Source organism: Rhizobium sp. R634 (assembly GCF_002211305.1).
Taxonomy (GTDB): domain Bacteria; phylum Pseudomonadota; class Alphaproteobacteria; order Rhizobiales; family Rhizobiaceae; genus Rhizobium.
The window spans coordinates 105,639-130,525 of the sequence record NZ_LOKW01000025.1 but is presented as its reverse complement, the minus strand read 5'-3'; the positions used below and the strand labels follow the sequence as shown (position 1 = coordinate 130,525).

At 61.1% G+C, this 24,887-nt stretch carries 24 protein-coding genes and 1 pseudogene; 15 read left to right on the top strand and 10 right to left on the bottom strand.

The genetic code is table 11. The features are described 5' to 3' along the window. Positions 1 to 247: 247 nt before the first annotated feature. From modA to modC, 3 genes are all read left to right on the top strand, one after another. The gene (gene modA / locus ATY77_RS23605) at positions 248 to 1,039 is read left to right on the top strand and encodes a molybdate ABC transporter substrate-binding protein (protein ID WP_088689077.1); all 792 of its coding nucleotides are present in this window, start codon (positions 248 to 250) and stop codon (positions 1,037 to 1,039) included. A gap of 247 nt (positions 1,040 to 1,286) precedes the next feature. Then, a complete protein-coding gene (modB, locus tag ATY77_RS23600) occupies positions 1,287 to 1,988 on the top strand; it encodes a molybdate ABC transporter permease subunit (RefSeq protein WP_088689076.1) in 702 nt (233 codons plus the stop codon). Continuing rightward, on the top strand, positions 1,985 to 3,052 hold the full coding sequence (gene modC, locus ATY77_RS23595; protein WP_088689075.1) for a molybdenum ABC transporter ATP-binding protein: 1,068 nt from the start codon (positions 1,985 to 1,987) through the stop codon (positions 3,050 to 3,052). Before modB ends, modC begins: the two co-directional genes overlap by 4 nt. On the opposite strand, the gene ATY77_RS23590 is transcribed toward modC, so the two are convergent. Continuing rightward, a complete protein-coding gene (locus tag ATY77_RS23590; RefSeq protein ID WP_088689074.1) occupies positions 3,053 to 3,424 on the bottom strand; it encodes a winged helix-turn-helix domain-containing protein in 372 nt (123 codons plus the stop codon). A 210-nt stretch (positions 3,425 to 3,634) separates the two neighbouring features. Between ATY77_RS23590 and rsfS the strand changes: the two genes are divergently transcribed. The 6 genes from rsfS to ATY77_RS23560 all read left to right on the top strand — a co-directional run bounded on the left by rsfS (position 3,635) and on the right by ATY77_RS23560 (position 9,377). Then, the gene (rsfS, locus tag ATY77_RS23585; RefSeq protein ID WP_088677414.1) at positions 3,635 to 4,078 is read left to right on the top strand and encodes a ribosome silencing factor; all 444 of its coding nucleotides are present in this window, start codon (positions 3,635 to 3,637) and stop codon (positions 4,076 to 4,078) included. 118 nt (positions 4,079 to 4,196) lie between these two features. Beyond that, a complete protein-coding gene (gene rlmH, locus ATY77_RS23580; protein ID WP_088689073.1) occupies positions 4,197 to 4,679 on the top strand; it encodes a 23S rRNA (pseudouridine(1915)-N(3))-methyltransferase RlmH in 483 nt (160 codons plus the stop codon). Between the two features lie 167 nt (positions 4,680 to 4,846). Continuing rightward, on the top strand, positions 4,847 to 6,247 hold the full coding sequence (locus tag ATY77_RS23575; protein ID WP_088689072.1) for a murein hydrolase activator EnvC: 1,401 nt from the start codon (positions 4,847 to 4,849) through the stop codon (positions 6,245 to 6,247). Then, positions 6,237 to 7,559, top strand: coding sequence for a S41 family peptidase (locus ATY77_RS23570; RefSeq protein WP_088677411.1), 1,323 nt, complete (start codon positions 6,237 to 6,239; stop codon positions 7,557 to 7,559). The genes ATY77_RS23575 and ATY77_RS23570 overlap by 11 nt, the downstream gene beginning before the upstream one ends. 78 nt (positions 7,560 to 7,637) lie before the next feature. After that, on the top strand, positions 7,638 to 8,831 hold the full coding sequence (locus tag ATY77_RS23565) for a divergent polysaccharide deacetylase family protein (RefSeq protein WP_088689071.1): 1,194 nt from the start codon (positions 7,638 to 7,640) through the stop codon (positions 8,829 to 8,831). Between the two features lie 12 nt (positions 8,832 to 8,843). Then, a complete protein-coding gene (locus ATY77_RS23560) occupies positions 8,844 to 9,377 on the top strand; it encodes an RNA pyrophosphohydrolase (RefSeq protein ID WP_088689070.1) in 534 nt (177 codons plus the stop codon). Between the two features lie 116 nt (positions 9,378 to 9,493). Here the strand turns inward: ATY77_RS23560 and bfr are convergent, their stop codons facing one another. The 5 genes and pseudogenes from bfr to ATY77_RS33305 form a co-directional block, all read right to left on the bottom strand. Further along, on the bottom strand, positions 9,494 to 9,979 hold the full coding sequence (bfr, locus tag ATY77_RS23555) for a bacterioferritin (protein ID WP_064696427.1): 486 nt from the start codon (positions 9,977 to 9,979) through the stop codon (positions 9,494 to 9,496). After that, positions 9,945 to 10,353: pseudogene (locus ATY77_RS23550) on the bottom strand ((2Fe-2S)-binding protein). Before ATY77_RS23550 ends, bfr begins: the two are co-directional and overlap by 35 nt. 107 nt (positions 10,354 to 10,460) lie before the next feature. After that, positions 10,461 to 13,919 carry an error-prone DNA polymerase gene (locus tag ATY77_RS23545; protein WP_088689069.1) on the bottom strand — a complete coding sequence of 1,153 codons (3,459 nt, stop codon included), beginning with the start codon at positions 13,917 to 13,919 and terminating at the stop codon, positions 10,461 to 10,463. After that, on the bottom strand, positions 13,916 to 15,364 hold the full coding sequence (locus ATY77_RS23540; RefSeq protein WP_280950767.1) for a DNA polymerase Y family protein: 1,449 nt from the start codon (positions 15,362 to 15,364) through the stop codon (positions 13,916 to 13,918). The genes ATY77_RS23545 and ATY77_RS23540 overlap by 4 nt, the downstream gene beginning before the upstream one ends. A gap of 10 nt (positions 15,365 to 15,374) precedes the next feature. Then, the gene (locus tag ATY77_RS33305) at positions 15,375 to 16,319 is read right to left on the bottom strand and encodes a hypothetical protein (protein ID WP_245314391.1); all 945 of its coding nucleotides are present in this window, start codon (positions 16,317 to 16,319) and stop codon (positions 15,375 to 15,377) included. Between the two features lie 162 nt (positions 16,320 to 16,481). On the opposite strand from ATY77_RS33305, the gene ATY77_RS23535 reads away from it, so the two are divergent. Beyond that, positions 16,482 to 16,919 (top strand): metallopeptidase family protein, encoded by a 438-nt coding sequence (locus ATY77_RS23535; RefSeq protein ID WP_088677405.1) that lies wholly within the window; start codon positions 16,482 to 16,484, stop codon positions 16,917 to 16,919. Between the two features lie 23 nt (positions 16,920 to 16,942). On the opposite strand, the gene ATY77_RS23530 is transcribed toward ATY77_RS23535, so the two are convergent. Further along, complete coding sequence (locus tag ATY77_RS23530) at positions 16,943 to 17,149, bottom strand: DUF1737 domain-containing protein (protein ID WP_088677404.1); 207 nt, start codon at positions 17,147 to 17,149, stop codon at positions 16,943 to 16,945. After that, positions 17,149 to 18,054: a CoA ester lyase gene (locus tag ATY77_RS23525; RefSeq protein WP_088689067.1), complete on the bottom strand. Its 906-nt coding sequence runs from the start codon at positions 18,052 to 18,054 to the stop codon at positions 17,149 to 17,151. Before ATY77_RS23525 ends, ATY77_RS23530 begins: the two co-directional genes overlap by 1 nt. 113 nt (positions 18,055 to 18,167) lie before the next feature. Between ATY77_RS23525 and ATY77_RS23520 the strand changes: the two genes are divergently transcribed. The 3 genes from ATY77_RS23520 to leuD all read left to right on the top strand — a co-directional run bounded on the left by ATY77_RS23520 (position 18,168) and on the right by leuD (position 19,671). Further along, complete coding sequence (locus ATY77_RS23520; protein ID WP_088677402.1) at positions 18,168 to 18,401, top strand: hypothetical protein; 234 nt, start codon at positions 18,168 to 18,170, stop codon at positions 18,399 to 18,401. A 105-nt stretch (positions 18,402 to 18,506) separates the two neighbouring features. Then, positions 18,507 to 18,929: a VOC family protein gene (locus ATY77_RS23515; protein WP_088689066.1), complete on the top strand. Its 423-nt coding sequence runs from the start codon at positions 18,507 to 18,509 to the stop codon at positions 18,927 to 18,929. A 133-nt stretch (positions 18,930 to 19,062) separates the two neighbouring features. Beyond that, positions 19,063 to 19,671: a 3-isopropylmalate dehydratase small subunit gene (leuD, locus tag ATY77_RS23510; protein ID WP_088677400.1), complete on the top strand. Its 609-nt coding sequence runs from the start codon at positions 19,063 to 19,065 to the stop codon at positions 19,669 to 19,671. Positions 19,672 to 19,732: 61 nt separating this feature from the next. Here the strand turns inward: leuD and ATY77_RS23505 are convergent, their stop codons facing one another. Further along, the gene (locus ATY77_RS23505; RefSeq protein WP_088689065.1) at positions 19,733 to 20,665 is read right to left on the bottom strand and encodes a pyridoxal-phosphate dependent enzyme; all 933 of its coding nucleotides are present in this window, start codon (positions 20,663 to 20,665) and stop codon (positions 19,733 to 19,735) included. Positions 20,666 to 20,825: 160 nt separating this feature from the next. Between ATY77_RS23505 and leuB the strand changes: the two genes are divergently transcribed. Next, positions 20,826 to 21,938, top strand: coding sequence for a 3-isopropylmalate dehydrogenase (gene leuB / locus ATY77_RS23500; protein ID WP_088677398.1), 1,113 nt, complete (start codon positions 20,826 to 20,828; stop codon positions 21,936 to 21,938). Positions 21,939 to 22,190: 252 nt separating this feature from the next. Beyond that, on the top strand, positions 22,191 to 22,943 hold the full coding sequence (lpxE, locus tag ATY77_RS23495; protein ID WP_190233729.1) for a lipid A 1-phosphatase LpxE: 753 nt from the start codon (positions 22,191 to 22,193) through the stop codon (positions 22,941 to 22,943). 43 nt (positions 22,944 to 22,986) lie between these two features. On the opposite strand, the gene ATY77_RS23490 is transcribed toward lpxE, so the two are convergent. Further along, positions 22,987 to 24,873, bottom strand: a complete 1,887-nt coding sequence (locus ATY77_RS23490) for an MFS transporter (protein WP_088689064.1) — start codon at positions 24,871 to 24,873, stop codon at positions 22,987 to 22,989. Between the last annotated feature and the right edge of the window lie 14 nt (positions 24,874 to 24,887).

The window sequence follows — 24,887 nt, the reverse complement described above, 5'->3', positions numbered from 1 at the left end:
TAGGCTACTGCCGATATTATCGGCAAGGCTCCGTGGAACAGCCCTTTCCCACAGCAGTTCACATGGTTTGGCGGCCGGCATCGCAAGCTTCTCGCGCGCTCACAGATACTCGGGCTCACAAATCCATGCGCTTCATGAAGACGTAAAGCGGCCGCCATTATGGTTATATTTCCACGGATATATCCCTAGCCAAAGCGCCGGCATCGTTATATTCGTCGAAATATTTCGAACTCTGGGGAGTGACAGCATGCAGAACCGCCGCCAATGGATGAAACTGGCAACCGCCGTGATCACGGCGTGCTTATCAGGAGCCGCGGCACTGCCGGCCCCGGCCGCAGCCGCCGAGAAACTGACCGTCTTTGCAGCGGCAAGCCTCAAGAACGCTCTCGACGCCGCCAATGCCGCCTGGACGAGCGAAAGCGGCAAGGAAGCCGTCGCCTCCTATGCGGCGAGCGGGGCGCTGGCCAAGCAGATCGAAAACGCAGCACCCGCCGATATCTTCATCTCGGCCGATCTCGACTGGATGGATTATATCGCCAAGAAGAACCTGACCAAGGCCGACACCCGCACGAACCTGCTGGGAAACCGGATCGTGCTCGTTGCCGAAAAGGACAAGGCAAAACCCGTCGAGATCAAGAAGGGCTTCGATCTTGCCGGTTTGCTCGGCGATAGCAAGCTCGCCATGGGTGAACCGAAATCGGTCCCCGCCGGCAAATACGGCATGGCAGCGCTCGAAAAACTCGGCGTCTGGACATCGGTCGAAACCAAAGTCGCCGGCGCCGAAAGCGTCCGCGCTGCCCTCGCCCTCGTCTCCCGCGGCGAAGCGCCCTATGGCATCGTCTACCAGACGGACGCGGCAGCCGATAAGGGCGTCGCCATCGTCGGCACCTTCCCGGCCGATTCCCATCCACCGATCATCTATCCGGTTGCAATTCTGACCGAGAGCAAGAACCCGGATGCGGCGGCCTATCTCGACTTCCTGAAATCAGACAAAGCGGCCGCCTTCTTTACAGCGCAGGGGTTTACCGTCCTGAAATGAGGGAACCGTTGGCATGATTGCGGAATCAATGGCGACAGCTTAGCCTGAGATCTCACTGAGCCTCAGGCTGCTGACAAAGTCGCTAATCTCTCTTCCGTCATGCTCGGGCTTGTCCCGAGCATCTGCCTCCGTTCGATAAGTCAGCAGATCCTCGGCACAAGGCCGAGGATGACGTCGGAGAAGGAGAGAGATTTGTCATCGAACGAAGGTTCGCCTCGGCGGGCCTCGATGTTGGAGACTACTGCATTTGGATATACTGGGCCTGAGCAATGAAGAATGGACGGCGATCCTGCTCAGCCTGCGCGTCTCGTTCGTCGCCATGCTGGCGAGCCTTCCCTTCGGCATTCTCGTTGCGCTGCTGCTTGCCCGCGGCCGCTTCTGGGGCAAGTCGGTGTTGAATGGCTTGGTTCACCTGCCGCTGATCCTGCCTCCCGTCGTCACCGGTTTCCTCCTCCTGATCCTCTTCGGCCGGCGCGGCCCGATCGGCAGCCTGCTCGATCAGTATTTCGGGATCGTCTTCTCCTTCCGCTGGACGGGCGCGGCGCTCGCCTGCGCCGTCATGGCCTTTCCGCTGATGGTGCGCAGCATTCGCCTGTCGATCGAAGCGGTCGACCGCAAGCTGGAAGAGGCGGCCGGCACGCTTGGCGCCGGTCCCGCCTGGGTGTTCCTGACGATCACCCTGCCGCTGATACTCCCGGGCATCATTGCCGGCATGGTGCTTTCCTTCGCCAAGGCGATGGGCGAGTTTGGCGCCACGATCACTTTCGTCTCCAATATTCCGGGCGAAACCCAGACGCTGCCGGCTGCGATCTACACGTTCACCCAGGTGCCGGGCGGCGATGCCGGCGCGCTGCGGCTGACGCTGGTCGCCATCGTCATATCAATGGCCGCCCTGCTCGCCTCGGAATTCCTCGCCCGCCTCGCCGGCCGGAGGATCGATCCGGAATGACGCTGATCGTAGAGGCAAAACAGAGGCTCGGCGCTTTTTCGCTCGACGCGGCCTTCACCTCCGAGCGCGGAGTCACCGCGCTGTTCGGCCGCTCCGGCTCCGGCAAGACGTCGCTGATCCGCATCATCGCCGGGCTTGCCCGCCCCGATGAAGGCCGCGTCGTGCTCGACGGCGAGGCGCTGACGGAGACCGCCGGCGGCATCTTCGTCCCGAAACACCGCCGCCGTTTCGGCTACGTCTTCCAGGAGGCGCGGCTGTTTCCGCATTTGAGCGTCCGCGCCAATCTTTCCTATGGCCGCTGGTTCGCGCCGCAGGCGGCAGGCCGCGAGAGCTTCGACCGCATCGTCGACCTGCTCGGCATCGAGGCGCTGCTCGAGCGCAGCCCCGCAAAGCTATCCGGCGGCGAGAAACAGCGCGTTGCGATCGGCCGCGCCCTTCTCTCTTCCCCCCGCCTGCTGTTGATGGACGAGCCGCTCGCCGCCCTCGACGAAGCGCGCAAGGCCGAGATCCTGCCCTATCTGGAGCGGTTGCGCGATGAGACGGAAATCCCGATCGTCTATGTCAGCCATGCGATCGCCGAGGTGGCGCGTCTGGCAAACCGGGTCGTCCTCATGCGCGACGGCAGAGTGGAAGCGACAGGCCCGGCCCTCGACATATTGAGCCGTCCCTCCGCGGCTTCCGACCGGAAGGAGGCGGGCGCTCTCCTGCAGGGCATCGTCGAAAGCTTCGATGCCGGTCACCACCTGTCGATCGTCGCCCTGAAATCCTGCCGGCTGCATATTCCCGGTGCCGCCCTTGCGCCCGGCAGGCCGGTCCGCATCCGCATTCCCGCACGCGATGTGATGCTGGCGACGGCAAGGCCCGAGGGGCTGAGTGCGCTGAACATTCTCGAAGGCAGGATCGAGGAAATGTCGCCTCAGAACGACGGAACGGTCGAAATCCGGATCGATTGCGGCGGCGATGCCATTCTCTCGCGCATCACCGCCTTGTCCTGCGAACGCCTCGATCTCAGGCCCGGAAAGGCCATTTTCGCTATCGTCAAGACCGTCGCCCTTGAAACCTGATCAGCCGCCCTGCGGCCGGCTACGCTTGCCTTCCAGCCAGGCGAGGTCCTCAGCGAGGCTCTCCCGCATCGTCTTTTCCATCCGGCGGAAGCGACCGAGCAACTCCTCGCCGAACGGCGTCAGCGCCGCACCACCGCCCTTCTGGCCGCCGCGCTGCGATTCCACCACCTGTTCTGAGAACATCCGGTTCATCTCGCTGACGAGCAGCCATGCCCGCCGGTAGGACATGTCCATCGCCCGTCCCGCCGCCGAAATCGAACCGGTCTCGCGGATATGTTCCAGAAGTTCCATCTTGCCGTGACCGAGACGATCCTCATCCGGAAAGCTGATTCGCAGGACGGGAACGATTAATTTTGCAGCCGTGTCGGTCATCGAAGCCAGAAATCGTGAAATTTGCCGCACTTTACGCTGCGGTATGGAAACTGTACACCGCCCGCAAGAAGCAGCTCCAGCAGCAATATTCTGTAATTCTAACGTAAGATCGGCTTTTCCGCCGCTCGGTACGTTAGCGCGTCTTGAAACATTAATGGTTTGATGCCTATCTTAACCATGATCCGGTCGTTTTCGGATTTCGTGTTGTGCATGGTTTGTCATTCCAGGAAAGGGAAAGCACTGACAACAGTACACGCCAAGGGAAAAACGCTTGCCGTTGTCCCGAAGAGTGCGGAACGTGGCGCCGATGCCGCCGCCCGTACCTTAGAAGCCGTCCTCGCCAGCCTCGAGGACTCAAAAGCTGAAGATATCGTCACCATCGACATTGCCGGGAAATCGGCGCTTGGAGACTACATGATCGTCGTCTCCGGCCGCTCGAACAGGCATGTCATGGCGATCTCGGATCATCTGCTCACCGATCTCAAGGATGAGGGCTTTGGATCAGCCCGCGTCGAAGGTCAGGAGGGCGGCGATTGGATCCTGATCGACACCGGTGACATCATCGTGCATGTGTTCCGTCCCGAAACCCGCGAGTTCTACAACATCGAAAAGATGTGGGCGGCTCCGGATATGGATGAAGAAACACGGCACTGACAGGCGGGCCGGCACTTCGCTCGGCGCCTGAGACGTGGCATTGACTGGCCGGGAAACAAGCAAGCCGGCCTGTGGCGTATCGCGCGCCTGAAGTGCCGCCATGAACGGGAGCGGGTGAATGCGAATTGGTCTTTTTGCTGTGGGACGGCTGAAGTCCGGCCCCGAAAAGGATCTTGTGGCCCGTTACTTGGACCGTTTCGCCAAGGCCGGCTCCGCGGTCGGCCTTGAATTCACCCGTGTCGCCGAAGTTGCCGAAAGCCGCGCCTCCAATGCGGAAACCCGCAAGCGTGAAGAGGCAGCCATGCTTTTGAAATCGCTTGCCGAGGGCAGCATCCTCATTCTGCTCGACGAGCGCGGCAAGGCGCTCGACAGCGAAGCCTTCGCCAACCTGCTGGGCGGCTATCGCGACCAGGGCAAGCGCGAACTGACGATTGCGATCGGTGGCGCCGACGGCCTCGATCCCGCCCTTTACGACCGTGCCGATGCCACGCTGTGCCTGGGAAAAATGACCTGGCCGCACCAGATCGTCCGCACGCTGATCGCCGAACAGCTCTATCGCGCCGTCACCATCCTGTCCGGCCACCCGTATCACCGCGTCTGAAAAGACCCGCGGCGCGTATGCGTCGGATTGTCACGCAGGCTTGTTTTGCCTGGCCATTCGTTTTGCACCAAACTTTCTGGCAAAGCGCGCCAAATCAGCTTAGTCTCCGCGCGATTTGAAAGAGTGCCCCAACACGCATGACGAGAACAGCAACCAGGCGACACCGCATGATCCTGCCGGCTATTGCGGCCGGTTTTGCTGCGGCGCTGGTCGTTATTCCGGCAAACCCCTTTTCGGTCCAGGCGCAGGATGCTGCTCCTGAGGCGGTGCAATCTCCGGCCTCGCCGGCAGCCGAGGCGCCGCCGCCCGATCCGGCCGCCGAACTCTCCGCCAAACGCGACCAGACCCGTGCCGAGCTCGACACCCTGTCGAAATCGATCAGCCTTTCCTCGGACAAGGTGAACGACCTCCAGCGGAGCATCGCCAGCCTGGAGAAGAGCACGCAAAGCATCCGCCAGGCGCTGATCGATTCCGCCGCCCGCCGCAAGGGGCTCGAAAAACAGATCCTCGAAAGCGAAAAGAAGCTTGCCGATCTCGGTGTCAAGGAAGATGGCATCCGCCGCTCCCTGCACGAACGCCGCGGCCTGCTGGCCGAGGTGCTGGCGGCCCTCCAGCGCATGGGCCGCAACCCGCCGCCCGCCCTGCTCGTCACTCCCGATGACGCGCTCGCATCCGTGCGCAGCGCCATCCTGCTCGGCGCCGTTGTTCCAGGGATCCGCAAGGAAACCGACAAGCTTGCCGCAGACCTTGCGAGTCTGGCCGCCTTGCAGACCGCAAGCGCTGCCGAAAAGGCCCGCCTGACGGCGACGATGACCGACAATATCGAGGAAGAGCGGCGCATGGATCTGCTGCTTGCCGAAAACGACAAGCTCAGCCGCAGCAATGCCGCCGAACTCGAGGCCGAAAAGAAGCGTTCGGAGGAACTGGCGGGCAAGGCGACCAGCCTCGAAAGCCTCGTCGCGTCGATGGAATCCGAGATCGCCTCGGTGCGCGAAGCCGCCGCCGCCGCCCGTCAGGCGGAGGAGAACCGCAGGCTGCTGACCGACGAGCAGCGCGCCCAGGCGAAGGCTTTGGCCGAAAGCGGTGTGCCCGATAAAAACCGCATTGCGCCCGCATATCCCTTCGGAGAATTGAAGGCGAAATTGGAACTGCCCGTGGCGGGCGATATCCTGCGTCAGTTCGGCGATGCCGACGGCACCGGGCATGAGGCCATGGGCATGACGGTCGCCACCAACCCGGAGACGGTGGTAACCGCCCCTGCAGACGGCTTGGTGGTTTTCGCCGGCGCTTTCCGCAGTTACGGCCAGATGATCATCCTCGACACGGGCGACGGATACCACCTGGTTCTCTCGGGAATGGATACGATCAATACCCGTCAGGGAAAATTCGTTTTCTCCGGCGAGCCGCTCGCCGTGATGGGAGCGAAAAGAGTGGCGAGCGCAACCGCATTGGCGCTGGAAACGGACCGGCCAACGCTTTACATTGAATTTCGAAAAGACGGTAAACCGGTCGATTCCCGACCGTGGTGGACCGCCAAGGACACTGGAAAGGCACGCAATGATTCGTAGGGCTTCTCTTGTTCTGGTCGGCGCATTGATGGGTGCGACCGCAATGAGCGTCATTTACTCGGCGGGTGTGCCGGCAGAAGCGGCCGGATCCTCCACCTACAAGGAACTCTCGATTTTCGGCGACGTCTTCGAGCGTGTGCGTGCCCAATACGTGACGCCGCCGGCCGAGGACAAGCTGATCGAGAACGCCATCAACGGCATGCTCTCCTCGCTCGACCCGCATTCGAGCTATATGAATGCGAAGGACGCCGAGGACATGCGCACCCAGACCAAGGGTGAGTTCGGCGGCCTCGGCATCGAAGTCACGATGGAAGACGAACTCGTCAAGGTCATCACCCCGATCGATGACACGCCCGCCGCCAAGGCCGGTGTTCTCGCCGGCGATTACATCTCCGAGATCGACGGCCAGTCCGTGCGCGGCCTGAAGCTGGAAGACGCCGTCGAGAAGATGCGCGGCGCCGTCAACACGCCGATCAAGCTGACGCTGATCCGCAAGGGCGCCGACAAGCCGATCGAGCTGACGATCGTCCGTGACGTCGTCGCCGTCCAGGCGGTCAAATCACGCGTCGAGGACGATGTCGGTTACCTCCGTATCATCTCCTTCACCGAGAAGACCTATCCCGACATGGAAAAGGCGATCAAGAAGATCAAGGACACCGTTCCAGCCGATAAGCTGAAGGGGTACGTCCTCGACTTGCGCCTCAATCCGGGCGGTCTGCTCGACCAGGCGATCAACGTCTCCGATGCCCTGTTGCAGCGCGGCGAGGTCGTTTCGACCCGCGGCCGCAATCCCGACGAAACCCGCCGCTTCAACGCCGGCCCGGGCGACCTCACGGATGGCAAGCCGGTCATCGTGTTGATCAACGGCGGTTCGGCTTCCGCATCGGAAATTGTCGCCGGCGCGCTTCAGGATCTGCGCCGCGCCACCGTTCTCGGCACCCGTTCCTTCGGCAAGGGTTCCGTTCAGACGATTATCCCGCTCGGCGAAAACGGCGCGCTGCGCCTGACCACGGCGCTCTATTACACGCCATCGGGCCGTTCGATCCAGGGCACCGGCATCACGCCCGACATCAAGGTCGAAGAGCCGCTGCCGGAAGAACTACAGGGCAAGATGGTGACCGAAGGCGAATCCAGCCTGCGCGGCCACATCAAGGGCCAGAGCGAGACCGACGAAGGTTCGGGCTCCGTAGCTTATGTGCCGCCGGATCCGAAGGATGACGTTCAGCTGAACTACGCGCTCGATCTCCTGCGCGGCAAGAAGACCGATCCGGCCTTCCCGCCGAACCCCGACAAGGCCGTCGTCGCCAAGTAATCGATCATCTCAAGGCCGGGCACCTCGCCCGGCCTTGAGCCTTTCTGCTGTTTCCCGGTTTTGGAGCGGGCGAGAAAATTGGGAACGGATCTGCATGCGCCTTTAGGCCGCAATCGCAAAGCCGGCAGCCGGCGCCCGGGCGTCCTGCGCCTCGGCCGCATCGTCGCCAGCCTTTGCCTTTTCGCCATAGGCGGCTTCTCCCTCTATACGGCGTTTCGCGGCGATGGGCTCGAACGCAAAAAAACCGTCTCGACCGAGCAGGCGACCGCACCCTCCGGCGCATCTCAACAGGTGCCGACGCAGGCTGGCCAGCCGGCGAACGGCATGCCCCGCGCCGAGCCCCGTTCGGGCGCCAATGTCGAGCAGATGGTCACCGGCGATGGCTCCGTCGTCACCAAATACAGCCCCCGCCCCCGCGACGGCAGCGGGCCTGTCCTGGTAGATGCGATGCAGATCGGCCAGGATCCGCGCATGGCGGCCCAACCCAACGAAACGCTGCTGGAAGAATCTCCCTATGGCAGGTTGCCGATCGTCGGCCCCGATGGCCGGCGGCCGATGGATCAATATGCGCGGCCCTCGTCCGGCGGGCGCGGCGTCCGGGTCGCCATCGTCGTCAGTGGCCTCGGGCTGAGCCAGACGGGAACGCAGCGCGCCATCGCCGAACTGCCCGAGGAAATCACGCTTGCCTTCGCAACGAGCGGCAACAGCCTGCAGCGCTGGATGCAGGAGGCGCGCCGCGGCGGCCACGAAATTCTTCTGCAGGTGCCGCTTGAACCCTTTGATTATCCGGCCAATGATCCCGGTCCGGAAACGCTGCTGACGTCGAAGCCGGTGGCCCGCAACATCGAAAACCTGCACAAGGCGATGGGCGAGATCACCAACTATACCGGTGTCATGAACTATCTCGGCGGCCGTTTCCTGTCCGATCCCACCGCAATGGAACCTGTCATGCGCGATATCGGCAAACGCGGCCTGCTGTTCCTTGACGATGGCAGCTCCGCGCAGTCGAAGACGGCGACCGTCGCCAAGGGAACGGAGCTGCCCTATGCCTTCGCCGATCTCCAGCTCGACGGCCAACTCGATATCAACGCCATCCTGCAGAAGCTCGACGAACTCGAGCGCATCGCCCGCAAGAACGGCCAGGCCATCGGCGTCGCCTCGGCTTTCGATGAAAGCGTCGACGCCATTGCCAAATGGAGCCAGGAGGCGGCGATGCGCGGCATCGAAATCGTCGGCATCGCCACCCTCGCCAATGATCCCAGGAATCCGTGAACGGAGAAGAAAATGAGCCAGGCGACTGTGAAAGCAGAGGATCTGCCTTACCGCCCCTGCGTAGGCGTGATGATCCTCAATCGCGACGGCCTGGTCTGGGCCGGGCGGCGGATCGCTGACGGAAATTCCGAATTCGACGGCTCGCCGCAGGTCTGGCAGATGCCCCAGGGCGGCATCGACAAGGGCGAGGACCCTTTGGATGCCGCTTACCGCGAGCTTTACGAGGAAACCGGCATCCGGACCGTGACGCTGCTTGCCGAGGCACGGAATTGGATCAATTACGATCTGCCGCCGCAGCTGATCGGCATCGGACTGAAGGGGAAGTTCCGCGGCCAGACGCAGCGCTGGTTCGCCTTCCGCTTCGACGGTGACGAAAGCGAGATCGCCATCAACCCGCCGCCCGGCGGCCACGAGCCGGAATTCGATGCCTGGGAGTGGAGGCCGATGCAGGAATTGCCGGGCCTGATCGTCCCCTTCAAGCGCGCCGTCTATGACCAGGTAGTCGCCGAATTCCAGCACCTGGCAACGCTTCAATCCGAAGATTGATAAGGGCGGACCGGCCTGCTCCTTCGCATTCGGAAAGCGGTAGAAGGGCGGCCTATGCATTCGGCGAATGCCGAATCGGAATACCGGCCGTCGGGGACGGCCGATATCGCTCGTAATTATTCGGCTTCGTTGGCGGAATCGGCGTTGAGCTGGCCGTATTTGCTTTCGCCGATTTTCTCGAGCAGATCGAGCTGGGTTTCGAGGAAGTCGATATGGCCTTCCTCATCCATCAGCAGCTCTTCGAAGAGCTTCATCGAAACGTAGTCGCCGGCCTCGTGACAGATATCGCGCGACTTCTTGTAGGCCGTGCGGGCGTCGTATTCGCCGGCAAGATCGGCTTCCAGGACTTCCTTGACGTTCTGGCCGATTCGCAGAGGCGCGAGGGTCTGCAGATTGGGATGACCTTCGAGGAAGATGATGCGTGCAACGAGCCGGTCGGCATGGTGCATCTCTTCGATGGATTCGGCGCGCTCCTTCTTGGCGAGCTTGGTGTAGCCCCAATCTTCAAGAAGACGATAGTGAACCCAATATTGGTTGACCGCACCGAGTTCGAGGAACAATGCCTCGTTAAGCCGCTCGATGACCTTTTTGTCGCCTTTCAATGTCCGCTCTCCTGTTTTCCTCATGGAATTGCTTCAAGCGCGACATGAAATCAAATATTTCGGCTTCCGTCGAGTGGCGACGGGCGTGATATTCCTCGGTCGTCTGGATAATGATGTCGACCACGTTGGGGAAACAGCCGCAGCAGCGGCCGCGTTTTTCCATGGCGTGATAGACCTTCGCCGGCACGATAAGCTGCCAACAGTCTTCGTCGAGAAGGTTGGTGATAACCTCTCGGATTTCCTTGTCGGTTATGTAATTGCAGCTGCAGACAAGCACGTCTTCATTTCCAAACATGACACTGACTATCGTGTTTTCTGCTAAAGAAGATGGTGGCTGTCAAGAAAAAATTCGAATCCGATCGCTTGGGGAGCAACGTCAGGCGGGGACTGTTGCAGATTGTCTAATATGATGCCGCACGTCCGCGACGATGAATTCAACCCGCAAAAGCCCGCCGCATGATCCCGGCCGAGGCGGCGCGCTTCAATGGAAGTTCCGCCCGCGCGGCATGACTTCGGCGGTTTCCGCCACGCCTGCATGGCGGCTTGCGGCAGCCGTCCCTCTTTCCTGACCCGGCCTCTTGCGCGCATCCGCGGCCTGGCGCTGGTCGATTCCCGGCCTCAGCACCTCGTCCGAACGTTCGCAGGCGCCGAAACGCCGGGCCTCGCGCTGCAGGATGCCGAGCGCCGGCGTCATGTCCTCGATATGCTCGACGACGGTATGGATCACGCCGCTATGGCTTTGCAGCCTGCCACGGATCTTCACGAGCCGGGCGCCCATGATCACCGCCCGATATTTGTCGAATATCGTATTCCAGACGATCGCATTGGCGACCCCGGTCTCATCCTCCAGCGTCATGAAGATCACGCCCTTGGCCGAACCCGGCCGCTGACGCACCAGCACGAGGCCGGCGATCGTCACCCTCTTTCCGTTCGGCACCCTCAGAAGATCGACATTGCGCGTGATGCCGATCTTCTGAAACTCCTCGCGCAGGAAGGAAACCGGATGCGCCTTCAGCGACAGTGAGAGATAACGATAATCCTCGATCACCTGCTCGCCCGGCTGCATGTCCGGGAGGTGGGCCTTGGGTTCAGGCTGGAGATCGACATGACGGACTTGTTCAAAAAGGGGTAGTTCTTCGGCCGCGCTCTTCACATCCAATGCCCTTACAGCCCAAAGCGCTTCGCGGCGTGACAGATTGATGGAGCGGAATGCGTCCGCATCCGCCAGTCGCTCGATGACGGATTTTTGCAGACCGGACCGCAGCCAGAGATCGCGAACTGACGCATATTTCTGACCTCGATTAGCGACAAGCCGTTCCATCTCGTCCAATGAGAGACCCTTGATCTGCCGGAAGCCCAGCCGCACCGCATGCCGGCTCTTGATGACCTCGCGCATCTTGTCGTGCCGGAAATCGACTGCTTTCCGGTCGAAGGCAGCCTCTTCCAAAGTACAGTCCCAGTCCGATTCATTGATGTCGACCGGCAAGATCTTTACCCCATGTTCGCGCGCATCTCGCACCAACTGGGCCGGAGCATAAAACCCCATCGGCTGAGAGTTCAGCATCGCCGCACAGAAGACATCGGGATAATAGGCCTTGACCCAGGACGAGGCATATACGAGCAGCGCGAAGGAAGCGGCGTGGCTTTCCGGAAAGCCATACTCACCGAATCCCTTGATCTGATTGAAGCATTGCTTGGCGAATTCTGGATCATAATTCTTTGAAACCATTCCCTCGATGAACCGCTTTTCGAAATCGCCAATCGTTCCGGTTCGCTTGAATGTCGCCATCGCCCTACGAAGCTTGTCGGCCTCTGCTGGTTTGAAGCCTGCAGCGGTGATGGCGATCTGCATCGCCTGCTCCTGAAACAGGGGCACGCCGAGGGTTCTTTCGAGGACCGCTTCCAGCTCCTTGCTCGGATATTCGATCGGGATGTTCCTGGCGCGCTGCTCCCGGCGTTTCAGATAGGGATGGACCATATCGCCCTGGATCGGTCCCGGCCGGACGATCGCCACCTCGATAACAAGGTCGTAGAATTCCTTCGGCTTCAGACGCGGCAGCATGCTCATCTGTGCCCGGCTCTCGATCTGGAAGACCCCAAGCGTGTCGGCCCGGCCCATCATCTCATAGACCGGCCTGCCCTCTTCCCCATGTTCCTTATTGCCGAGATCTGCCAGCGTCTTCTTGACATCATAATGCAGTTCAAGCAGCGAAAAGGCCTTGCGCAGACAGGTCAGCATCCCGAGCGCCAATACATCCACCTTGAGGATCTTGACGTTGTCGAGGTCGTCCTTGTCCCATTCGATCATGTATCGATCCGGCATCGCCGTCTTCATGATCGGCACGACCTCGTCGAGCCTGTCCCGCGTGATGACGAAGCCGCCGACATGCTGGGTGAGGTGGCGCGGAAAGCCGAGAAGCTCGGAGGCATATTTCAGCACGTTCTGGGTCACCGGATCCTTGACGTCGAGACCGGCCGCCTTCGCATCCCGATCGGAGAGATTGTCCTCCGACCAGCCCCAGACGAGACTGCTGATCGCCGACTGAACATCCTCCGACAGGCCGAAGGCCTTGGCGACCTCGCGGCCGGCCGAACGGGTGCGGTAGGTGGTAACCCCTGCGGTCAGCCCGGCATGTTCTCTTTTGTAGTTTTTGTAGATGAACTGGATGACCTCTTCACGCCGGTCATGCTCGAAGTCGACGTCGATATCCGGCGGTTCGTCCCGGTCCATCGAAATGAAGCGGTCGAAGAGCAGCGTGCTCTTTTCAGGATTAACCTCCGTTATTTCGAGACAATAGCAGATGACCGAATTCGCCGCCGATCCGCGTCCCTGGCACAAGACCTTGAGCTTATAACGGGCGTGCTGGATGATCCTGTGAACCGTCAGGAAATAGGAGGCATAGTTCTTCTTTCCGATGAGATCGAGTTCATACTCGATCTGCGGCGCAACTTTGGCCGGAATCCCCTCGGGATAGCGCTTTGCCGCCCCCGCCCTTGTCAGTCTCTCGAGGGTCTCCTGCGGCGTTTCGCCAGGATCGTTTTCAGGCGGATAATTATGCTCCAGTTCCTTCAGCGAAAAGGTCAACTTCCCGAAAAAGGTCTGCGTATTTTCGATCGCACCAGGATAGTCTCGGAAGATCCGGACCATTTCACGTGAATCCTTGAGATAGCGCTCGGCATTCGGCGCCAGCAGGAATCCGGCTTGCGATATCTGCACATGCTCCCGGATCGCGATCACGACATCCGAAAGGGGCCGGCGTTCAGGATGGTGGTAAAGCGGCTGGTTGGTCGCGATCAACGGCACGCGATTTCGGGCGGCAAGCATGGCAAGCGCCGCAAAGACCTGCCTGTCGCGACCGTCATAGGTTGGCGCCAATGACATATAAAAAGCGTTGCGGAACCGTCTGCGAAACCGTTCCAGATAATCCTCCAGCGCCGACTGGCCGGCTTGGGTCTCGACAAGAGTGCGATCGGGAACGAGTGCAAGCATCATCTCGTCGCCCCATTCCATGAATTCCGCTTCCGTTAAGATGCAGGTTCCCTTGACTGCTTCCTCCTTCAGATTGCCGGCGCTCAGGAGACGACAGAGATTTGCCCAGCCTCGCCGATTGCGTGGGTAGGCAAGGATATCAGGCGTATGATCGGAAAAAACGAGACGAGCGCCCGGCTGAACCCGGATAGGATCGAGAATTACTTCTTTCTTCCCGTCCTTCTCCGCTTGGGCCATAATCATATCCCTGTTCTTGTATCTCTCCTCAAGCTGCAACGCCTGCGCATGTGCCCTGACCACGCCGGCAACCGAATTCCGGTCCGCAATTCCGAGGCCACCAAGTTTGAGATGGGCGGCCTGTACGACCATCCCCTCGGGGCCTGAGGCGCCTTCGAGGAACGAGAAGTTCGTTTTGGTGCCGATTTCGAAGAATGCAGGCTCGGGTTTCATGCGAATACCCCATGCATGAACCAGCGAGGATCGAGCTCCTGGCCATAGAACCCTCGGCGATAAATCCAGAAGCGGTGCCCGGCCTCATCCTCGATACGGAAATAATCGCGCGCCTCCGCGTCGCTTCCGTCGATCCACCATTCCATGGCAATCCGCTCCGGACCTTCGCTTTTTGCCACTTGGTGCTGCATGCGCCGCCAGCGGAAGATCTGCGGCGGGCCATCCGGCACTTCGGCGAGTACGGTCTCGACAGGCTCCGGCGTTGCAAAAAGCCGTAACGGACGCTCTTCGCGGAAAGGGAGAGAACCGCTCTGTTCCGCCTTCCCTCGTCTTGAAAGCTTATCCATCGTCGGAACTGCGATGACGGCGCGTTCCGGCACATGGCTCTCACGGAGTTGGAAGCTTTGCAGACAATCCGCACCCAGCCGGGCGGAGACACGGTCGACGAAAGCCGAAAGGGAGATTTCTGCCTGACGATCGCCCTCGAAATCGGCCTGCGCTTCGTTGAAGGGATCGTGCCGCAACACATTTAGCCGGACGATCTCGAAACCATAGCCGGCATCGAGATCGTCATAGACCGCCTGCAGTCGTTCGGAAAAAAGCCCGGCGATAAATTTCGGTTCGCGAAGCGGTTGCGAAGCGCCGACGGAAATACGGAAGACCCTGCCGTCGACGCGGAATAGAACCAATTCGAACACCCGCCCGCCGGCGCCTCGTGCCTCCAACGACGGCTGCAGCGACACGGCGACCTGCCTGGTGACGGCAAGGATCTGTTCCTCCGTTCCGATGGGCTCGATCAGGCGGCTTTCTGCCGAAAGACTGGCGACGGGGCGACGGGGCGAAACCGGTTCTTCTTCATGCCCTAGCGCCTGGTCGAGACGCAGAAGCAATTCCGGCCCGAACCGGCGGGTCAGCGGCGCCCGCGGCGCATTGATGACGTCGCCGATATATTTCAGACCGAGCTTCTTCAGCCCATCGACGGTTTGCCCTTGCAGCCGCAAGGCTGCGATCGGTAAAGACATCAGCACATGCTTCCTCTCCTCCTCCCCGATCACACCGCTTTGCCCGAAACGCGACACGGCCCAGGAAAGGCCCGGCGACGATGAGATCGCGCCGCGCGCATCGATCCCCATATGAAAGAGCCGCGACATAACGTCCTTGAGAAGCGCCTTCTCTCCGCCGAAAAGATGCGTGCAGCCGGTAATGTCGAGAAACAGACCGTCCTTGCCGTCGAATGCCACCAAAGGCGTATAACGGTCGCACCAGTCGGCAATTGCCTCCAGCAGCCGTCGGTCGGCGGCCGGATCTTCTTCCACCACCTCGAGCGTCGGATACATGGCGCGCGCCTCGGCAACGCCCTGATCCTTCTTCAGCCCCAGCCGCTCGGCCAATTCGTCCAGCGCCATCAGCCGCATCGCATTGTTGAGCTTGCCGGAACAGACGATCGGTGCCGCTTCAGGACGCCCTTTCGAACGCCACGAGAGTCCCCATCGCCTGCGGGCGATGCGGTCTGTTGCCAGATGCGGGAAGCTGAGCGCCAGAATGCGCTGACTGTTCGCCTGGAGGGCGAATGAGGTTTGGTTCGGTGACAGGGAAAAATTCGCGTTCATAGGGGTTCCACTCCAGGAGAAAGGAGAGCGGGGCCGGATTGCGGCTCTTCTCCAGCGTGAGACGGAAAATCGGATTGCCGATGCTGCCGGCAAGCTTCGATCCGTCGGGCAATGGCCGCAGACCAGACGGTCCCGGTTCGACATGCAGGCGGAAGGCGGCACTGCTGGCCTCCTCCGCCCCTGCCTGCCGCACGAGAAAGAGCGGACGGCGGGCAGCATGCGCCCTGAGGCTGAGCCTGCGGCTTTCGGTCAGCCCGAAATGCGCAGGATTGCCCCGCACTTCGAGGATGACGGCCGAGAATGCAGCGCTTTCCACCGCCGCCTCCGCCAGCCAGAGCGCTTCGTCCAGCTTGCGTGGCGCAGCATGGAGAAATCGCTCAGGGCTCAACCCGAAATCTCGAAGCCCGGGAGCATAGGGACGGCCGGCCTCCAGCGTACCGACTGCATCGCCGATCCAGAGCAACGGCATAAGCCTGCCGGCATCTGATTCCTGTTTCTGCAGCCGCGCGGCAACAGCCATCGCCAGTCCGCTTGCCGCGCCGGCATCGCGAGACAGCACGGAACGGAATTCGATAATCGCATCGAGGGATAGGCCGCCCTCCAGCGCCCGATCGAGAAGCTCCACTCCGAACGGCAGGGATGGCAGAATGCGCTCCTGGCGCGTCTTGCATCCCTCTGCCAAGGCTTCCCGCTCCGCCGCCGCAAGCGCCGGCGCAGGCTTTCCTTCCAGCTTAGCGATGGTTTCGCGGAGCGCAAAAAGCCGCTCGCGCGCCAGGGCGTTCTGCGCCATGGCGTTCACTCCGTCCGTCTTGTTCCTGTTATGTTCTTATGGATTCCAGAGAGCCGGAGAAGAGTCAACAACCATTTTCTATGAATTTATTCCTGCCTTTGATTCCACACTCGAAAAACCGCGATAAAGGTTCTATATGGGCCCGCAAAGGAAGGAAGATTCATGGCCCGCATAGACCTGAGCGATGATTGGCGGGACCGCCATGCGCCGACGATCAGCACTTTCGAGTCGCTGGCCATGGAGGCCTATAGCCACTTGCCGAACGAATTCCGCCAGCTGACCACCAACCTCACGATCGAGATCGAGGACTTCCCCGATGACGACGTTTTCGAGGACATGGCGCTGGAAACCCCTTTCGACCTGCTCGGTCTTTTCGAGGGCAGAGGCATTTCCGAACGCTTCACGGTGGAAACCGGCGAGATGCCGAACCGCATCCGCCTCTACCGGCGTCCCATCCTCGATTATTGGGCGGAAAACGACGAAACGCTCGGCGATATCATCACTCATGTCCTGATCCACGAGATCGGCCACCATTTCGGGCTGAGCGACGAGGATATGGAGCGGATCGAGGCAAGCGCCGAGGAAGCCGCCGAGCGTTAGGCGCTCAATCCCGGAATGAAGTCTTATTGCTCCGAGAGCTTCATCTCAGGATCGTAATCCTTGCCCTCGACATTCTTGACGACGGCCTGGCCGCACTGCATCGCACCGGTCGCGGCGTTGAAGGCATAGGTCGGCGAGCCCTCCAGCGACCAGCCCTTATTGAGGGCGGCAGTCACCTTGTGGCAGAAGGAAGCGTCGTCGGGGCCGGTCAGGAAGCGATAGAGTTTCATCAGGCGGGCTTTCTTGCAGAAATCAGGCGAGCTTTATGGACCAGAGCTTCGGCCTGGACAAGGTGCAGCCGCTCGATCATCCGCCCGCCCGCATTGATGACGTTGAGGCCCTCGGCCTCAGGGTCGGCAAAGGCTGATATGATCGCTTCGGCTTCCCTTATCTCCTCCGCGCTCGGTCCGAAATGCCGGTTGGCGGCCGCAATCTGCGAGGGATGGATCAGCATCTTGCCGGTAAAACCCATGGCGCGGCCCTGCCCGCATTCGGCATCGAAGCCTTCGCTATCCTTAAAATCGTTGAAGACGCTGTCGAGCGCATCCAGCCCGTAAGCCTTGACCGCCAGGATCACCTGCATCAGCCAGGGCACGAGATAGCTCCGCCCCGGCTGCGGCAGCACGCCCGTTTCCTTGCGCAGGTCGTTGAGGCCGACGACGAGGCAATCGAGCCGCGATCCCGGCGTGCGGCCGGCTTCGGCGATCGCCCCGACATTCAGCACGCCGCGCGGCGTTTCGATCATCGCCCAGATCCGCAGCTCCTCCGGCGCATCCGCTTCCGCGAGAAGATCGCCGGCTGCCATAACATCCTGGGGCTCGTCCACCTTCGGCAAGAGAACGGCATCGGGCAAAACATCCTTGACCAGGTCGAGATCCGCCTCTCCAAACTCGGATGACAAAGAATTGATGCGGATGATCCTTTCCTTGCCCTCAAGCGGCGGCCAGGCAAAAAACCGTCTCAGATTTTCCCGCGCCTCCGCCTTCTTCTCCGGTGCGACGGAATCCTCCAGATCGAGAATAACGGCATCGCCATCAAGGGAATGGGCCTTTTCGAGCGCGCGCAGATTGATCGCAGGCACGCTCAGCACCGAGCGGCGCAGATTGAAGGAACGGAGAGGTACGGTTCGGCTCATGGAACATTAGTGCCAAGCTTCGCAAAGCCCGGCAAGACAACAAAAAGCCATGCTTGCCTTGCAGAGAGGAAAAAGAAGGACCACATTCCTTTCCGAAGAAAGGTCTCAAACCCATGCAGAACATACGCTCCATCTTCATCATGCTTGCCGGCGCCACGGTTGTCGTGGCCATGCTGCTTCTCACCTTCTCGGTGACGCTCGCCGTCGGCGGCATTCTGACCGTGCTCATGGTCGGCCGCGCGCTTTCGATGAAGATGAAGCCCGCTCCGGTCCGTGCCAAGGCGAACAACCGTAAGCCTGAGATGCGCATCTGGAACGACGGCCGCGGCACGATCATCGATCTCTGAGCCGCTTTGCATAAAAACTGACCGACATTGTCGGATCATGTTCCATGCTACGTCCTTGAAGCAGCCAGGCATTCCGCCGGCGCTTGAAAACGATGGAGGACGAGCATGGATACGACGACGGAAAACAATCCGGTTAAAATGCCGCCGGTCAAGAATGGCTTGCTGCCCTATCTGACGGTCGATGGCGCGGTGAAGGCCGCGGAATTCTACAAGAAGGCTTTCGGCGCTGAAGAAGCGCACAGGGTGCCGGTCGACGAGAGCGGCCGGACGATGCATGTGCATCTCTATATCAACGGCAGCTCCCTGATGCTGGCGGATGCCTATCCGGAATACGGCCATCCCTTCAAAGGCCATGAAGGCTTCGCCATCCAGCTTGTTATCGACGATATCGATTTCTGGTGGGAGCGCGCGGTTGCCGCCGGCGCCGAGGTCGTCATGCCGATCGAACTGATGTTCTGGGGCGACCGCTACGGCCAGCTTCGCGATCCTTTCGGCGTCCTCTGGGGCCTGAACGCCCCGACCAAGTAAGAACCCAGGCACTCTTGCGGCCGCGCGAAACATCGCGTGGCCGCCACTTTAGAAAGATTCTCCTTCATTTCGGCGAAAAACTGGACTAGATGCACATTCAGGAAAGTACATTTGCTGAAATGGAGCATGGGTCATGGATAAATTCGTGAAGCTCACGGGCGTTGCGGCGCCCCTGCCGGTCGTCAACATCGACACCGACATGATCATTCCGAAGGACTATCTGAAGACCATCAAGCGCACCGGCCTCGGCACCGGCCTTTTCGCCGAAGCCCGTTACAATGAAGATGGATCCGAAAACGCTGATTTCGTGCTGAACAAGCCGGCCTATCGCGATGCCAAGATCCTGGTTGCCGGCGACAATTTCGGCTGCGGCTCCTCGCGCGAACACGCGCCCTGGGCGCTGCTCGATTTCGGCATCCGCTGCGTGATCTCCACCAGCTTCGCCGACATTTTCTACAATAACTGCTTCAAGAACGGCATCCTGCCGATCAAGGTCAGCCAGGAAGATCTCGACAAGCTGATGGACGACGCCTCGCGCGGCTCCAACGCCATTCTGACGATTGACCTGGAGAACCTCGAAATCACCGGTCCCGATGGCGGCTCGATCAAGTTCGATCTCGATGCGTTCAAGCGCCACTGCCTGCTGAACGGCCTCGACGATATCGGCCTGACCATGGAAAAGGGCAAGGCGATCGACGAATTCGAAAAGAAGAACGCCTCTGTGCATCCTTGGGCTGCCTGAGCCCGAACGAATGACGATCGATCAAGCCGGGCTTTCGCCCGGCTTTTTTTTTGATAACAGATCAGAGAAACTTCTCTTTCCAGAGCCTCAGCTTTTCCAGCGACACGCCGATGCCGCCGCAGACTTCGATGAGCGGATTGTCGAAGCGCGCCAGCAGCCCGGCATGCACATCGGCAACGGCAAGCGCCGCCCCGCAGGCAGGCTCGACCAGAATGCGGTGTGCATCGGCAAATTTCAGGCAGGCGGCCACGGCGTCGGCATCGCTGACGAGAACGCTTTCGATCGGGTGCTGCTTTGGCAGGTCGAAGACATGCTGCGCCACCTGCCGTGCGCCGAGCGAATTGGCGATCGAGGTGATGGCGGGGAGCATAATACGCTCGTTTGCCTTGAGGCTTTCATGGAGCGAGGCCGCCCCTTCGGTCTCGACGGCGATGACCGGGACGTCTGAAAGCCCGTTCCGCTTCAGCCCCTCGACGATGCCGGCAAGCAGCCCGCCGCCGCCGACGCTGGTGACGACGCAATCGAATGCCGCGCCCTTCGCCACCACCTCGTCGACCAGCGTGGCATGGCCATCCCACAGAAGCGGATGGTCGAAAGGGTGCACATAGGTCGTCTCGCGGCTCTCGGCGAGGGCGACCGCATGGGCATTGGCTTCATCGAAAACCGAGCCGTGAACGAGAACATTGGCGCCTGTCGCGGCAATCGTCTGCCGGACATCGCCCGCCGTCGTCTCCGGCACGACGATCGTCACAAGCACGCCGAGCGCCCGGCCGGCATAGGCCGCGGCTATGCCGGCATTGCCGCCGGAGGCGCAGAAGATCTCGCGCGCGCCATTTTCCACCGCGTGCTGGCAAAGCCAGCCGACGCCGCGCAGCTTGAAGCTGCCGGAAGGCTGCAGCGCGTCGAGCTTCAGCCAGAGCGGCTTGCCGCTGGCGCTGTAGCCGGGAGCCGTGCGAACCAGCGGCGTATCGAGATGGAGAGGAGCTGAAGCCATAGCAAACATCCGCGGTCGTAAAAGATAGAACGCCCGTTCTAATCCGATTGCGGGTAGAGGAGCAACCGGCAGCGAAGCGTACCGATTCATCCCTTCTGTCGCTTGAAATGCCCATTTCCGGGGTCTAAGAAGCCGCAACTTGTTTTTCCAGGAGGGTTTCATGACAGCGCGCAATCTTTTCCTGCTGCCGGGCGACGGCATCGGTCCCGAGGCCATGGGCGAGGTCCGCAAGATCATCGCCTATATGAACGAGGCGATGAATGCCGGTTTCGTTACCGACGAGGGCCTTGTCGGCGGCTCCGCCTATGATGCCCATGGCGCGGCGATCTCGGAAGCCGACATGCAGAAGGCGCTCGCCGCCGATGCCGTTCTCTTCGGCGCCGTCGGCGGCCCGAAATGGGATAGCGTGCCTTACGAAGTCCGTCCGGAAGCCGGCTTGCTTCGCCTGCGCAAGGATCTGCAGCTTTTCGCCAATCTGCGTCCCGCCATCTGCTATCCGGCTCTTGCCGCAGCCTCCTCGCTGAAGCCGGAGCTGGTCGAAGGTCTTGACATCCTGATCATCCGCGAGCTGACGGGCGGCGTCTATTTCGGCGAGCCGAAGGAGATCATCGATCTCGGCAACGGCCAGAAGCGCGGCATCGACACCCAGGTCTACGACACTTACGAGATCGAACGCATTGCCGGCGTCGCCTTCGAAATGGCTCGCACGCGCCAGAACCGCGTCTGCTCCATGGAAAAGCGCAACGTCATGAAGTCGGGCGTGCTCTGGAACCAGGTGGTGACCGAGACGCACAAGGCGAAATATTCCGACGTCCAGCTCGAACATATGCTCGCCGATGCCGGCGGCATGCAGCTCGTGCGCCAGCCCAAGCAGTTCGACGTCATCGTCACAGACAATCTCTTCGGCGACATGCTCTCCGACGTCGCCGCCATGCTGACCGGCTCGCTCGGCATGCTGCCCTCGGCTTCACTCGGCGCGCCCGACGGCAAGACCGGCAAGCGCAAGGCGCTCTACGAGCCGGTGCACGGCTCCGCCCCCGATATCGCCGGCAAGGGCGTTGCCAATCCGATCGCCATGATCGCCTCCTTCGCCATGTGCCTGCGTTACTCCTTCAACATGGTGAAGGAAGCCGACGACCTGGAGAGGGCGATCGCCAACGTGCTCGACAAGGGCATCCGCACCGGCGATATCATGGCCGATGGCGCAAGGCAGGTCGGCACCGTCGAGATGGGCGATGCGATCCTCGCCGAGTTTAAGGCGCTTTCCGCCTGATATATTTCACGTGAAACAGCTCCAGCCCTTCGCATCACCCATGCGGAGGGCTTTTTATCGGAACAGACAAGCCGTCAGCTTGGCCGATTTATCCGAAACGGACTATCCTCGGCCATAATCTCGTGTATTTTTGCGCCGATTTAACGGGCGCATTCGGCGGCCGGAAGCGACTTCCGGCTTGTGCGCCAATTCAAAAGTGAGAACGCCTGTCGGATGCGCAGGCGCTCGAAGGCCAATCGAACGGACGACGGAATGCGGGCTTTTTGGGCTTCCCTGGACAGGCGCTGGCGCCGGAGCGGCGCGGCCATGCCGCCTTTGCGCTGGCAGGCCTGCCTCTTCATCACGATCAATGCCGTAATGCTTTCCATGCTGCTCTTCGATGCGCCGATCGGCGCCAGCGAGCCTCCAGCGCCGGTGAAGCAGCTTGGCGAGCTTCTGACCGGCTTCGGCGACTCCGCCTGGCTGATCCTGACCAGCATCCTGCTCTTCTTTCAGGGCAGGGCGGGCTACAAGCTATTGAAGACGGCGCGCTCCAGGGCGCAGGCACTCTATGTCAGCTGGATCGGCGCCTATCTCTTCACTACGGTCGTTTTCTCCGGGCTTCTCGCCAATCTCCTGAAGCGGGCGATCGGAAGGGCTCGCCCCGATCACTTCCACGACTACGGCATGTTTTCTTTCACACCCTTTTCAGGCCGTTCCGCTTTCGAAAGCTTTCCCTCCGGTCACTCCACCACGGTCGGCGCCTTCTTCGCCGCCTGTGCGCTTCTGTTTCCGCGCTACCGCGTCGCCTTCATCGCCTGCGCCATCTGGCTCGGCATGACGCGTGTCATGGTCGGCGCCCATTATCCAAGCGATGTCATCGCCGGCCTTGCCTTCGGCGGCTGGTTCTCGCTGCTGACGGCGATCGTCTTTGCCCGCTGCGGCTTACTTTTCAAACTGGCGCCGGACGGCTGGCCGCTCGCCAAGCGCCTCTTTCCTGACATGGAAAAGCCCGGCGCCTTGTGAGCGCCGGGCCGGTTTCTTAAGCTTCTGAGACGCGAGCGCGTCATCAATCCATTGCGTGGATGTCCCTGTTCTTTGTTTCCGGCAGGAAGATCAGGCCGATCACCAGCGTGATCGCCGCAAAGACGATCGGGTACCAGAGACCGTAATAGATATCGCCCGCCGCTGCACTCATCGCGAAGGCCGTTGCCGGCAGCAGGCCGCCGAACCAGCCGTTGCCGATGTGATAGGGCAGCGACATGCCGGTATAGCGGATGCGGGTCGGGAAGAGCTCGACCAGAAGGGCCGCAATCGGGCCGTAGACCATCGTCACATAGAGGACGAGGACGAACAGGATGGCGACCGTGCCGACCCAGTTGACGCGGGCGGGATCGGCGGTCATGGCGAAAGTGCCGCCGTTGGCGATGTTGTAGACCGCCATGTCGGTAACGCCATTGGCCTCATCTGCCGTCAGCAGCTTGCCTTCGACCAGCTTGGCTGCCGGCATGGTTTCCTTCTCGCCGGCGCGGATGGTTTCGGCATTGAGCGCCAGTTCCGGATTGGCGGCGATGAAGGCATCGAGCTTGGCATCCGGCACCTTGGCGACGCCGCGCTTCAGCGGATAGCCAGCATCGTGAAGTGCGATGTTGACGCTCTTTTCGAAGGCGGCAGCCATGCCCTTGGCCTTGTCGCCGGCGGCAGCGGCGTCGAAGCTCGTCACCGTCGCGTTGCCGATCTTCACGGTTGCCGGCTGTCCGGCAGGGCCGGCCACGACGTCATAAGGCACCGAGTTCTTCGTCAGGAACGCCGTCGCCACGTCGCAGGAGCTGGTGAATTTCGCCGTGCCCGTCGGGTTGAACTGGAACTTGCAGTCCGCCGGATCGGCCGTGACCGTCGCGCGGATCGAAGCCTGCGCTTCGGCAAGAGCCGGGTTTGCCGCCCAGGTCATCGCCTTGAACAGCGGATTATAGGTCACCGCGGCGATGAGAAGGCCGGCCATGATGATCGGCTTGCGGCCGATCTTGTCGGAGAGAGAGCCGAAGATGACGAAGAAGGGCGTTGCGAGCAGGAGCGCGATGGCGACCATGATGTTGGCCGATTGCAGATCCACCTTCAGCACGTTCTGCAAGAAGAACAGCGCATAGAACTGGCCGCCGTACCAGACGACCGCCTGGCCCATCGTGGCGCCGAGAAGCGCGATGATCGCGATCTTGGCGTTGCGCCATTGGCCGAAGGCTTCGGTCAGCGGCGCCTTGGAGCCCTTGCCTTCCGCCTTCATGCGCTGGAATGCGGGCGATTCGTTCATCTTCAGGCGGATCCAGACGGAAATGCCGAGCAGGACGACCGAAACCAGGAACGGAATGCGCCAGCCCCAGGCGGCGAATTGAGCCGGGCCCATGATGGACTGAACGACAATGATGACGATCAGCGACAGGAACAGACCGAGCGTCGCCGTCGTCTGGATCCAAGAGGTGAAATAGCCGCGGCGCCCGTTCGGCGCATGTTCGGCGACATAGGTTGCCGCACCGCCATATTCACCGCCAAGCGCCAGACCCTGGAGCAGGCGCAACGCGATGAGGATGATCGGAGCTGCGATGCCGATGGTGGCCGCGCCCGGCAGGATGCCGACGAGGAAGGTCGACAGACCCATGATCATGATCGTCACGAGGAAGGTGTATTTGCGGCCGACGAGATCGCCGAGACGTCCGAACACCAGCGCACCGAAAGGACGCACCAGGAAGCCGGCGGCAAAGGCGAGCAACGTGAAAATGTTGCGCGTTGCCTCGGGATATTGGGTGAAGTAGGTCGCGCCGATATAGGTGGCGAGCGAACCGTAAAGATAGAAATCGTACCATTCGAAAACGGTGCCGAGCGAAGAAGCGAAGATGACCTTCTTCTCCTCGCCCGTCATCGGACCGGCCTTCGCGCCGTCGATGCTTGCGACATTTGCCATTGTCTGTCCTCCAC